Below are 12,244 nucleotides of genomic sequence, written 5' to 3' on the forward strand. Positions count from 1 at the left end.
CAGGCCGACCGTTCAGGCATACAGCGCCGGTTTTTCAATGGCCGACGTCAGTTCTCGCCAACGATGACAACTCACCACATGACGCAGGTCAACCTGTTCGGTCACTGGTGGGGTATGTGTGCAAACGGGTCTCGCATGCGGACAACGGTCGGCAAACGCACACCCCGACGGCAAGCGGGAAAGATCCGGCGGTGAACCGGGAATACAGTGCAGCGCGTCGCCTTTTTTCAACCCGTCTTTCGGGCGACTCCCCAGCAACACCTGAGTATAGGGATGGCGAGGACGGGACAAGATGTCCGTCATCGATGCCTCTTCAACGATACGTCCGGCGTACATCACCGCCACCCGGTCGGCTATCTCCACCGCGGCGCCAATATCATGAGTCACAAAGATAATCGACAGGTCGCGCTGCTTTTGCTGCTCGCGCAGCAGGATCAGAATCTGGATCTGCACCGTGGCGTCCAGCGCGGTTGTCGGTTCATCCGCCAGCAGCAACTGCGGGTTACACGACAGCGCCAGGGCAATCATCGCCCGCTGGCGCATACCGCCGGACATTTCGTGCGGGTAGGCGTCCAGCCGCCGTTCCGGACTGGGGATCCGCACCTGACGCAGCGCCTCCAGGGCCCGTTCCCTCGCCGCCTGACGCGACAATCCTTCATGACGACGCAGCCCTTCGACGATCTGCTGGCCAACGGTATACACCGGGTCAAACGCCAGCAGCGGCTCCTGAAAAATCATGGCGCAGCGGGCGCCGCGATAGGCACGCAGACGGGAAGCGCTCATCGTCAGCACCTCCTCATCGCCGACGCGTAGCGTCCCCGAGAGCACGCTGCTTTTCGGCGGATGCAGGCGCATCAGCGCCCTCAGGGTGACGCTTTTACCGGACCCCGATTCACCGATCAGCGCCATCACTTCGCCTTTATGGACATCAAAAGAGACGCCGTTAACCGCATTCACCGTCTGGCCATCGCGGCGAAACTCCACCCGCAAATCACGGATATGGACAAAAGCCTCATGCGACATGGTTTACCTCCTGAATGGCGATGTTCTGATGCCAGGGTGACGACGGCTGAGCCATCAGGCAGGCGCTCTGATGCCCCTCACCGACACTTTCAAGCTCCGGTTTCACCTCGGCACACACCGCTTTGGCGTGCGGGCAGCGGGTATGAAACCGACAGCCAGAAGGAGGGGAAATCGGGCTCGGCGGATCGCCGTTCAGCGGCGAGATCAGGGTGCGGTTTTGCGGGTCCATTGAGGGCATCGAGCTCAGCAGTGCACGGGTGTAAGGGTGAGCGGAGGCGGTAAACAGCTGTTCCGCCGGCCCAATCTCCACGACTTCGCCGAGATACATCACCAGAATGCGATCCGACAGCCAGCGCACCACGTGCAGATCGTGGCTGATAAAAACATAGGTCAGCTCAAGGGTTCGTTTTAGCTCCTGCAACAACTGCAGAACCTGCGCCTCTACCGATTTATCCAGCGCCGACACCGCCTCATCGAGGATAACCAACCGCGGCTTCATCGCCAGAGCACGTGCGATGTTCACACGCTGACGCTGGCCGCCGGAGAGCGCATGCGGATAACGGTGGGCAAAACGTTCGGGTTCGAGGCCAACGTGGGCCAGCAGATAGCGGGCATATTCTCTGGCTTCTTTGGCGCTCACCCCGTGTACACGTTGGCCGAAGGAGATACTCTCCTCCATCGTCATACGCGGATTAAGCGAAGCATAGCTATCCTGAAACACCATCTGCACCTGGCGGCGATACTCTTTCATCGGCAGACGCGTTGACCCGACCGCCAGACCGTCAAAGATCAGTTCGCCGCTGTCCTGATTCAGTAACTGCATCAGCAGGCGCGCCGTCGTCGATTTGCCGCACCCCGATTCCCCCACCACGCCCAGCGTTTCACCTTTCATCACCGTAAAACTGACGTTATCCACCGCCTGCACCACTTCACGGCTTTTTGCGCCACCGGCGCGAAAATACTTCAACAGATGATTAACCTTCAGCAGCGGCTGAGCCGGGCCGCCAAGATCGATATTGATAAAAGGTTGCATCGTTACTCCTTAATCGCCATCGCCGTGCGCAGGCGGTCAGCGAGGATATTGAACGAAATGGAGGTGATAAAAATCATCAGTCCCGGCAGGGCCGCCACCCACGGCTGGGTGTAGATCGCCGTGCGCAGGGTATTGAGCATCAATCCCCATTCTGGCTCTGGCGGCCGCACGCCCAGGCCAAGAAAAGAGAGGCCGGAGGCGAGGATCATGCACACCGAAATCAGGCCAGTAGAGAAGACAAAAATCGGTCCCAGCACATTGCCGAGAACCTGTACGCGAATAATGGTAAATGCGCTGGCCCCGGTAGCGCGGGCGGCCTCGATATAGTCCATGTGGCGAACCTGGGCGGTGACGCTTTCCGCAATTCGCGCCACCTGCGGCACAAACACCAGCGTCAGCGACAGCAACGCATTGCCAATCCCCGCCCCCAGCGCGCCGGAGAGCGCAATCGCCAGCAGCACCGAGGGGAAGGCATAGAACACATCGACCGTGCGCATAATCAGGGTATTGGTTTTACCGCCCACATAGCCGGCGATAATGCCGATGGCGCCGCCGATGAAAAAGGCGAGCACCACCGGCACAATCCCCATGAACAACGACAGCCGGGCGCCGAGAATCAGACGAGACAGCATATCGCGCCCCAGTTCATCAGAACCCAGCACAAAACCGTCACTGCCGATAGGTTTAAGGCGTAAAAACATCGAAGTTTGATAAGGATCTTTCACTATCAGCCACGGGCCAAACAGCGCCAGCGCCAGCAGAAGCAAAATGATTGTGCCAACGATCAGGCCGCCGGGATCACGCAGTAGGCGGCGAAATACGCCGCGCCAGTAGCCCTGCCGGGCGGCCAGAACCGGAGAAACCGGCGCCATTTTCGTCGCGGTGTCCACCATAGTCAGCTCCTCTTAATTCGCGGGTCGAGGGTGGTTTGCAGGATATCCACCAGCAGATTGAGCAGCACAAAGAACAGCGCCAGCACCCAGATAGTCCCCTGCAGCAGCGGCAGGTCGCGCTGAAAAATCGCCGTGTTCAGCAGAAGACCGGTCCCCGGCCAGGAAAAGACCGTTTCAACGAGAATCGAGCCGCCCATCAAATACCCCACCTGCAGCCCCATCACCGCCAGTGCGGTTGGCGCGGCGTTTTTCACCACGTGGAGGAAGATGCGTGATTCGTTCAGTCCACGAGCCCGCAGACCGACAATAAACTCCTGGCTGAGAATGTCCGCCACCTGCGAACGCACGGTGCGGGCGATAATCCCGGTCGGGATCACCGACAGCGTAATCGCTGGCAGCAGCATGAACTGCAGATGTTCCCGGTCCCACTGCCAGCCAATCTCGCCAATCGGTCCGCCGCCGGTGGCCGGCAGCAGGGAAAATTTGACGCTGAAGACGATGACCAGCAGCATTCCCAGCCAGTAATGCGGCACGCTGACGCCGAAAACCGACAGCAGTGACGCCAGGCGATCAACGATGCTGTTACGGAAGTAGCCGGCAACAAAGCCAAACAGGCTGCCCAGCACAAAACCGATAATGGTTGCCAGCAGCGCCAGACGCAGCGAATAGCTGACCGCCGTCATCACTTCGCCAAGCACCGGTCGGCCTGTCGCCACCGACATGCCTAAATCCCCATGCAGCGCCCGCCATAGCCAGTGCACGAACTGCAAAGGCAGCGGTTTATCAAAGCCATAGGCCTGCATTAATGTCTGGCGTAGCGCCTCGGAGGCATCCGGCGGCATCACCGATACCAGCGGGTCGCCCGGGGCAATCTGCACCAGCATAAAACAGATCAGCGCCACCCCGAGCATCGTCGGAATGGCCAGCAGAATGCGGTATAGCAGCGTCTTGATCATCTGTTCCTCCTGCGCGATTACTCTTTCTTACTCACCAGGCTGAGATCGATAAACCAGCTTTGTGGCTGGACCACCCCGGTTACCGCAGGCGAAATCGCACGCGGCCCGACGTCATGAGCAACAAACAAGAACGGAACCTGGTCGACCAGAGCCGCATGCAGTTCACCGGCCGCTTTGTCCATCTCCGCCGGGGTAAAGGCGTGTTTCACCGCCGTCGCCAGCTTTTCCGTCTCCGGCGTAGAGAAATAGCCCCAGTTGGTGGCGACCGGCGGGAAGGCTTTGGCGGTCGAGAAGCGGATCAGGCCGAAGTAAGGATCGTTGACCGCCGCACTGACGTTGATCGTATCGATCCCCTTCGCCGAGGGATCTTTCGCCCCCAGACGCCAGTTGGTAAACAGGGTGTTCCATTCCGTCACTTTGATATCGACATTGAAGAAGCAGCTTTTCAGGCTCTGCTGGATGTATTCATTCATCGGCAGCGGCTGCATCTGCCCGGAGCCGGAAGCAGAAGTCGCCACCGTAACGTGCAGCGGTTTGGCGGCGCTAAATCCGGCCTCGGTCATCAGTTTGCGAGCGCTGTCCGGGTCGTATTTGATCTGGAAAGTGGGTTTGCCGTGCCACGGACTGTCGGCTTCATAGACGCCGGTCGCTTCGGTCATGTAGCCGCCGAGATAGCTTTTAAGCTCGGCGCGGTTAAGGCACAGGTTGGCGGCCTTGCGCACGCGGATATCTTTCCACGGCGAGCCTTCTTCAAATGAAAACTGCCACGGCCACAGGTGCGGCTGGGTGTTGGCGTAGATTTTAAAATCCTGGGCCTTGATCTGATCGATCGAATCCGGCGCCGGGGCTTCAATCCAGTCCACCTGTTTTGACAGCAGCGCGGCGGTACGGGCATTGGCCTCCGGCAGCGGGATCAGCACCACTTTATCGACGCGTGGAATGCGCGCTTTATTCCAGTAATCCGGGTTCTTATCCAGAATAAGCTGCTGGCGCGGTACCAGTTTTTCCATTTTAAATGGACCGCTGCCCACCGCATGAGCGGCGAACGCCGTCCACGCCTGCTTGCTGCGGGCCGCCGCATCGCCGACGCTGGCCGGTACCGCGTCATACTGTTTCTGCCAGGCCGTCGGTGAGACAATGAACAGGTTGGTGATGTTATACGGCAGCAGCGCATCCGGCTCGGAGGTGGTCAGCGCGACCGTATATTGATCGATTTTTTCCGCACCGCTCAGCGTCGGCATACGGGACAGCGTATTGCCAATCTGCCCCGGTGCATATTGCGGCGCGGCTTTATTCAGCACTTTATCGACGTTCCAGACGATGGCGTCGGCGTTCACCTCGCTGCCATCATGAAACTTCACCCCGGGACGGAGGGTAAAAATCCAGCGACTTTGGTTCTGCGGGTCAACGTGCCACTCCGTCGCCAGGCCCGGAACCAGGCCGCTGGGTTTTTCGCCCTGGGAAAGATCCCACTCGACCAGCGCATCGTACAGCGGAATACCGGTGAAGCGGTTGCCTTCATACCCTTGATCGGGCTGTCCAAATGTCAGGGGGATATCGGCGGCGGTCATGGCGATCCGCAGCGTGGAGGCATTGGCCTGCAGGGAGGCAAAGAGCGCCAGTGCGCCGCTCACAGCGATGGCGAGATGACGTTTGCGCAAAAGTACGGTGTTATTTAGCATCACATTGTCCCTGTTAAATAAAAGTCGTTATTTAACAGGCAAAATGCATACCAGTTTATCAGCGCTAAAAATAGGTGTGAAAGCACTTATAAAATAAGAGAATCATATCATATCTAAATGATTTTAATTGAAAAAATAAACAACCCTTATTTTTACGCACCACCAGAGGGAAATAAGTTGCAGAATTGCACCAGACTATTTATTGCCGCATAGTAAACTTCAGTAATAATAACGCAGCGTCACTTTATATAAAATAAATTCATCATTTCCGCGCAATTATCAGCCCGGGTCGATCCCATCTATACTTCGTTTATCATGCTCATCAGGGAGTCACCATGCCACTACCCGACTTTCACCGTTCCGCCCCCTTCAGCCTGGGAATTGAACTGGAGCTTCAGGTGGTCAATCCGCCAGGATACGATCTGAGCCAGGACTCCTCGCTGCTCATCGATGACGTGAAAAGCGGCCTCAGCGTCGGTGAGGCGAAACATGACATCACTGAAAGCATGCTGGAAATCGCCACCGGGGTTTGTCGCGATATCCACCAGGCCGCGATGCAGTTGGGCACCATCCAGCAGGCGGTTTTACGCACTGCCGCCCGGCACCATCTGCAAATCTGCGGCGGCGGCACCCATCCTTTCCAGACCTGGCAGCGCCAGCAAATCAGCGATAATCCGCGCTATCTGAAAACCGTGGAGCACTTCGGCTACCTGGCCCAGCAGTCCACGATATTCGGCCAACACGTCCATGTTGGCTGCCAGAATGGCGATGATGCAATTTATCTTTTGCATGGTCTCTCGCACTTCGTCCCACATTGTATTGCGCTGAATGCGGCCTCTCCGTGGCTCGACGGCGCCGACAGCGGTTTTGCCTGTTCGCGTCTGAATCTGTTCGCCGCTTATCCTGACAACGGGCCGATGCCGTGGGTCAACAGCTGGCAGGAGTTTATCCGTCTGTTCCGACGTCTCAGCTATACCAGCATGATCGACAGTATGAAAGATCTGCACTGGGACATTCGCCCCAGTCCCCGTTTTGGCACCGTCGAAGTGCGGGTAATGGATACCCCGCTCACTCTCGCGCAGGCGATCAATATCGCCGGATTCATCCAGACCCTCGCCTGCTGGCTGCTGACGGAGAGGCCGTTTAAACATCATCCTGATGACTACCTGCTGTATCCTTTTAACCGCTACCAGGCCTGTCGCTACGGGCTGAAAGGCATCAACACCGATGTTCACAGCGGCGAGCAGCGCCAGCTTCGCGAGGAGATTTTACAGTTGCTCCCCCGCCTGATGCCCTACGCCGATACGCTCAATGCCTCCAGCACCCTTGAGGCGATCGGACGCCAGCTGCGGCAGGAGAAGAGCGAAGCCCGCCAGATGCGTGAATTTGTCGCTGGCGGCGGCTCGCTAATCGGTCTGGTGCAAAAGCACTGCGAAATCTGGGCGGCATAGTCCGGCAAAAGGTATACTGCGGCCAATATTGATTTCGCCGCCCCGTCTCTTCCTGCGGCATACCTGGAACGCTCTCATGACTTTGCGCCTCTTGCCGCTGCTGCCAGCACTGTTGCTTCCCCTCTCCGCGCTGGTCGGCGCAAAATGTACCCTCACCGACCCGTCGCTGACGCTACAAAGCTATACCGTCAATTCGCAGCGCGAGCGCATCGTGATGTACTGGAAAAAAGCGGACGGTGAGGCCTTCGGATCGCTGCGTGGGCTGCTGGCGGATATCAATCAGGACGGACGCGTACAGATGGCAATGAACGGCGGTATTTATGCGAAGAGCTACACGCCGCTGGGGCTGTATATCGAAAAAGGCGTACAGAAAGCGCCGCTTAATCGCGCTTCCGGCGGCGGCAACTTTTTTATCCGCCCCGGCGGGGTGTTTTATCTTCAAGGACAGAAAGCAGGGATCGTCAGCATCGCTAAATTTAAACCATCGTCGACAATCACCTACGCCGTGCAGTCCGGCCCGATGTTGATTGAAAACGGCAAAATAAACTGGCGCCTGAAGCCGTCCGCCAGCTCACGCAAGCTGCGCAATGGCGTCGGCATCACCCGGCAGGGCCAGGTGATTTTTATGCTCAGCGATCGCGAAACCAACTTCTACGATTTCTCCTGCTACGCGCAGTCAAAGCTCGACGTGCGGCAGATGCTCTATCTCGACGGTACCATTTCAAAGATGTATCGGAAAGGCGGCAGCGTACCGTGGCAGTATCACCCGTTCGTCACCATGATCGCAGTGGAGAGCAAGTCGTCCCCCGGACCGCTGTGATCCCGTAGCCCGATAAGCGCTACGCATCTGGCCGGGCGACCAGACATTGCCGACAGACCCGCTCTTAGATCCGCCGATGCCCCCACTCGCGCAGACGCTGGAACAGCACGAACAGCACGAACAGCACGAACAGCGAGGGAATAAACGCCATCCCGATCACCGTTGCCACCAGCATCCCTTCTCCTTTCCTTATTTCAGCAACTGAACGGCAGCGCCGTCACCCAGACGCTGCACGCCGTCTGTCACCACGCGCTCGCCCGCCTGCAGACCGTCCATCACGACAAACTGCTGTCCCTGCTGGCCGCCCGAGGTCAAACGGCGCGCACAACGGTGTTATGTCCCGTCACCACCCAGCTATAGAACCCCTGTGCATCCTGCTGAACGGCGGCAACCGGGATCATCAGACTCTCCTGCGCCTGTCGCGGGCGAAGAATAACCGGCACGTTGCCGCCCGGCAGCAGGCGATGCTGCGGATTGGCGAATTCGGCACACAGCACTACGCTGGCGGTACGAGTATCAATCCGGTTATCGACCGAGGTCAGCCCCCCATTTTCCCGCTTGCCGTCGGGTTCAATCTGTACCAGCCACGCCTGCTTCAGCGCACCGATATCGGCATGCTGCCCGACTTTACTGTAAAAGGCGGCTTCATCTAAGGCGAAAGAGACGCGAATCGGGTCGAGCTGCGCGATATCCACCAGCATGCCGCTGGTCGGCCCCACCAGGCTGCCGACATGAAAGCGGCTGTGGCCAATACGCCCGCTCAGCGGCGAGTCGATGCGCGTATAATCCAGCGTAATTTGCTGAGTCGTGACGCGCGCTTTCGCCTGTTCAACGGCGGCGGCGGCCACATCACGCTGCATTCGGGCGTTATCGACATCGTTGCGGCTGATGGAGTGGTTATTTTTCAACTGTTGATAGCGGGTCAGCAGTTGTCGGGCCTGACGCAGAGAAGCCTGCGCACTTTTCAGCTCAGCCTCGGCCAGCGCCAGCGCAGCCCGGGGTTGGGCATCGTCGAGGGTGAACAGCCCATCCCCCTTCCTGACGTACTGCCCGTCCTGAAAGTGGCGCTGCACAATCGTCCCCTCGGTGCGCGCACGGATCTCCACGTCATGAATCGCTTCAATACGGCCAGGAAGCAGGCGTTCAGCCACATGCGGTAGCCGTTGAACAACAGCCGCGCGAACCGGGATGGCGGGTGCTGCGGTGGCCGTCAAGGCGTAGCCTGACAGGCTAAGGGTCAGTAAGACCAGGCGCAAAATGTTTGTCATCAGGATTCCTTGCCGACGGTGCATCATCCCTCCCCTGATCGGAGAGGGATGACGGGGATCAGGCCGTTTTACGTAACGGGCGGGTCAAGCGCTTCTCGATCTCCACCACCAGGAACATCACAATGGCAATCGCCAGGGTGATAAACCAGTAGCGCAGCGGCAACGACTCGGTGCCAAACATCGTCTGCATAAAGGGCAGGTAGATAATCGCCAGTTGCAGGAGCAGCAGCACGCCGCTGACCAGCCAGATGCCTTTGTTGCGCAGCAGACCGCGATTTAATGAGAAGCCCTCGCTGCGACGACAGTTAATCATGTATACCCACTGCGCGGTCACCAGCATCTGCAACAGCACGGTGCGGATAAACTCAGCGCTATGCCCGCGTGGCGCCAGCCAGGCCTCAAGAATAAAGGCGGCGACGGCAATCATGGTTCCGACGAAGGCGACGCGCCAGATGGCGAAGCCATCCATGACGTGCTGGCCGGTTTTCCGCGGCGGACGGTTCATGACATTGCGCTCCGCAGCTTCAAAAGCGAGACCGAAAGAGAGCGTGGCGGAGGTCGCCATGTTCATCCACAGAATCAACACCGGCGTCAGCGGAATAATGTTCCCCGCCAGCAGGGCAATGATAATCAGCAGCCCCTGCGCCAGGTTGGTGGGCATAATAAACAGAATCGTTTTCTTCAGGTTGTCGTAGACGCGACGTCCCTCTTTCACCGAGCTGGCAATGGTGGCGAAGTTATCGTCCGTCAGCACCATGTCGGCCGCCTCTTTGGTGACTTCAGTACCTTTGATTCCCATCGCAATGCCGACGTCGGCCTGGCGGAGTGCCGGGGCATCGTTCACGCCGTCACCAGTCATGCCGACGACTTCACCGGTATCCTGCAGCGCTTTGACCAGGCGCAGCTTATGCTGCGGACTGGTACGGGCGAAAATGTCGTACTCCACGGCGACCTTCGCCAGTTCGTCATCCTCCATGTGCTCCAGCTGATAGCCGGTCATCGCCTGGTGGCTGTTGGTGATCCCCAGCATCTGACCGATACTCATTGCCGTCTGCGGGTGATCACCGGTAATCATTTTCACGCGGATCCCTGCGGTCTGGCAGGCGTGAATCGCGTCAATAGCCTCCGGACGCGGCGGATCCATCATCCCGGCGATGCCGAGGAACACCAGACCTTCACGCAGATCGTCGTGGGTCAGCGTCGTGCTACCGGCCTGCGCCGGCTTACAGGCGGCGGCAACCATACGCAGCCCCTGGCTGGCGAAGCGAGAGATCTCATCCTCCCAGTATTGGCGCTCGAACGGAACCGCGCCCTGCTTTGTCATCTGCTCGCGGCACATCGAGAAAATCACATCCGGCGCGCCAGTGACCAGCACACGCTCTACATTGTCGATGTTCTGCTGTGTCGCCATGTACTTATACTGGGAATCAAACGGAATTTTGGCCACCAGTTGCGTCTCAACCGGCGGCAACTTTGCCTTCGCCGCCAGCACTTTTAACGCCCCCTCGGTCGGCCCGCCGGTAATGCCCCACAGGCCGCGCGCGTCCTGTACCAGCTGGCTGTCGTTGCACAGATCGATGGTACGCAGATACGTTTCCAGTACGCTTCCGGGATGAATCTGTACCGGTTCATCGCTGCCTTCCAGATAGATATTGCCCTGCGGCTCGTAGCTGTCCCCCTCAACCCGGTAGCAGCAATCGGCAGTGATAATCGCTTTGACCGTCATTTCGTTCATGGTCAGCGTTCCGGTTTTATCCGAACAGACCACGGTCATCGCGCCCAGCGTTTCTACCGTCGGGAGCTTGCGAATAATGGCGTGTTTGCGCGCCATCGCCTGCACCCCGAGTGAGAGAATGATCGAGATAATCGCCGGCAGCCCTTCCGGGACGGCGGCGACGGCCAGGCTAATCAGGGAGAGCAGCAGCTCCCCCAGCGGGATATCACGCAGGGCCAGGCTGAAGGCAAACAGCGCCGCCATCATGGCGAGGATAATGACGAAAATCGCTTTCCCCAGTTTATCCATCTGCACCAGCAGCGGCGTGCGATGCTTCTCGATACCGGCCATCATTTGGTTGATGTGCCCAAGTTCCGTATCCTGCCCGGTCTCCGTCACCACGCCGACGCCTCCGCCAGCGCTGATGGTCGTACCGGAAAATACCATGTTGGTGCGGTCGCCCAGCGGCAGTTCGCCCTGTAGTGCATCGGTGATTTTATCCACCACCGTTGATTCGCCGGTCAAAATCGCCTCTTCCACGCGCAGGTTGTGGGTTTCGATAAGGCGCATATCCGCCGGAACCCGGTCGCCAGCCCGCAGAATAACGATATCCCCCGGCACCAGCTCGCGGGTTGGCAAGGTTTCGTGTTTGCCGTTACGCTGTACTCGCGCGTTGCTGGAGAGCATGTTGCGGATCCCCTGCAGGGATTTTTCGGCGTTGCTCTCCTGCACATGGCCAATCAGGGCGTTGATGACCGTGACGCCGAGGATAACCAGGGTATCCACCCAGTGCCCCATCACCGCCGTCAGCGCCGCCGCCGCCAGCAGGACGAAAATCAGCACGTCGTTAAAGTGGGCCAGGAAACGCAGCCAGGCCGGCTTGCTTTTCTTTTCCGGCAGCGCGTTAGGGCCAAAGGAGGCCAGGCGTTCTGCGGCCTCGGCGGAGTGCAATCCCTCGGCGCGACTTGTTTTCTGCGCCAGCACCTGCTCAACACTCTGTTGGTAGGCGGGCTGCGATGCAGTATCTCCCGTATGGGGAGTATTATGGGAATGAATTATTCTGGTCAAAATAAATTTTCCTTATAAATTCCGTTATTCGGAAAGCCTGAAATCATTTCTGGCCAATGAACGAATATGATTTTATATAGCGAGATAAAAGTTGATCCAGGACAATTTACAACTCCTCGCAAAATTTCAAATCAGTAATAAGTTAATCCCTAAAACAATCATTACAGAATGTTAATAAACATATATTAAACGAGGTTCATTATGTTTGGGATCTACCGAGGGCGCCGCCTGGCACTGTACATCCTGTTGGCTATTATGATTGCTACTATAGTGGGATATAGCACCTATACTTTTGTAAAATACACACTTTAATAATGACTTTAATTGACATTAATG

Annotated in this window: 8 protein-coding genes and 1 pseudogene; 2 read left to right on the forward strand and 7 right to left on the reverse strand. The window is 57.9% G+C overall.

The window, feature by feature from the left end:
* Window positions 1-12: 12 nt before the first annotated feature.
* Genes ACZAHD_RS12350 through ACZAHD_RS12370 form a run of 5 tightly spaced genes read right to left on the reverse strand, consistent with a single transcriptional unit; the run spans window position 13 to window position 5,587 of the window.
* Window positions 13-1,023: an ABC transporter ATP-binding protein gene (locus tag ACZAHD_RS12350; protein ID WP_462457035.1), complete on the reverse strand. Its 1,011-nt coding sequence runs from the start codon at window positions 1,021-1,023 to the stop codon at window positions 13-15.
* Window positions 1,013-2,056: an ABC transporter ATP-binding protein gene (locus ACZAHD_RS12355; protein WP_462457036.1), complete on the reverse strand. Its 1,044-nt coding sequence runs from the start codon at window positions 2,054-2,056 to the stop codon at window positions 1,013-1,015. Before ACZAHD_RS12355 ends, ACZAHD_RS12350 begins: the two co-directional genes overlap by 11 nt.
* Window positions 2,057-2,058: 2 nt before the next feature.
* Window positions 2,059-2,949, reverse strand: a complete 891-nt coding sequence (locus tag ACZAHD_RS12360; RefSeq protein WP_462457037.1) for an ABC transporter permease — start codon at window positions 2,947-2,949, stop codon at window positions 2,059-2,061.
* Between the two features lie 2 nt (window positions 2,950-2,951).
* Window positions 2,952-3,905 (reverse strand): ABC transporter permease, encoded by a 954-nt coding sequence (locus tag ACZAHD_RS12365; protein ID WP_462457038.1) that lies wholly within the window; start codon window positions 3,903-3,905, stop codon window positions 2,952-2,954.
* 17 nt (window positions 3,906-3,922) lie between these two features.
* Window positions 3,923-5,587: an ABC transporter substrate-binding protein gene (locus tag ACZAHD_RS12370; protein ID WP_462457039.1), complete on the reverse strand. Its 1,665-nt coding sequence runs from the start codon at window positions 5,585-5,587 to the stop codon at window positions 3,923-3,925.
* 335 nt (window positions 5,588-5,922) lie between these two features.
* On the opposite strand from ACZAHD_RS12370, the gene ACZAHD_RS12375 reads away from it, so the two are divergent.
* Entirely contained in the window at window positions 5,923-7,038 is a 1,116-nt protein-coding gene (locus tag ACZAHD_RS12375; protein WP_462457040.1) for a YbdK family carboxylate-amine ligase, read from the forward strand.
* 82 nt (window positions 7,039-7,120) lie between these two features.
* Window positions 7,121-7,858: a phosphodiester glycosidase family protein gene (locus ACZAHD_RS12380; RefSeq protein ID WP_462457043.1), complete on the forward strand. Its 738-nt coding sequence runs from the start codon at window positions 7,121-7,123 to the stop codon at window positions 7,856-7,858.
* A gap of 189 nt (window positions 7,859-8,047) precedes the next feature.
* Here the strand turns inward: ACZAHD_RS12380 and ACZAHD_RS12385 are convergent.
* Window positions 8,048-9,126: pseudogene (locus ACZAHD_RS12385) on the reverse strand (efflux RND transporter periplasmic adaptor subunit).
* Between the two features lie 58 nt (window positions 9,127-9,184).
* The gene (locus ACZAHD_RS12390) at window positions 9,185-11,908 is read right to left on the reverse strand and encodes a cation-transporting P-type ATPase (RefSeq protein WP_462457041.1); all 2,724 of its coding nucleotides are present in this window, start codon (window positions 11,906-11,908) and stop codon (window positions 9,185-9,187) included.
* Window positions 11,909-12,244 lie beyond the last annotated feature (336 nt).

This window comes from Raoultella sp., from assembly GCF_039594335.1.
GTDB lineage: Bacteria > Pseudomonadota > Gammaproteobacteria > Enterobacterales > Enterobacteriaceae > Klebsiella.

Coding starts and splice junctions, on each gene's coding strand:
- ACZAHD_RS12355 (WP_462457036.1), bottom strand. CDS start 2,056: ATGCAACCTTTTATCAATATCGATCTTGGCGGCCCGGCTCAGCCGCTG.
- ACZAHD_RS12375 (WP_462457040.1), top strand. CDS start 5,923: ATGCCACTACCCGACTTTCACCGTTCCGCCCCCTTCAGCCTGGGAATT.
- ACZAHD_RS12360 (WP_462457037.1), bottom strand. CDS start 2,949: ATGGTGGACACCGCGACGAAAATGGCGCCGGTTTCTCCGGTTCTGGCC.
- ACZAHD_RS12370 (WP_462457039.1), bottom strand. CDS start 5,587: ATGCTAAATAACACCGTACTTTTGCGCAAACGTCATCTCGCCATCGCT.
- ACZAHD_RS12350 (WP_462457035.1), bottom strand. CDS start 1,023: ATGTCGCATGAGGCTTTTGTCCATATCCGTGATTTGCGGGTGGAGTTT.
- ACZAHD_RS12365 (WP_462457038.1), bottom strand. CDS start 3,905: ATGATCAAGACGCTGCTATACCGCATTCTGCTGGCCATTCCGACGATG.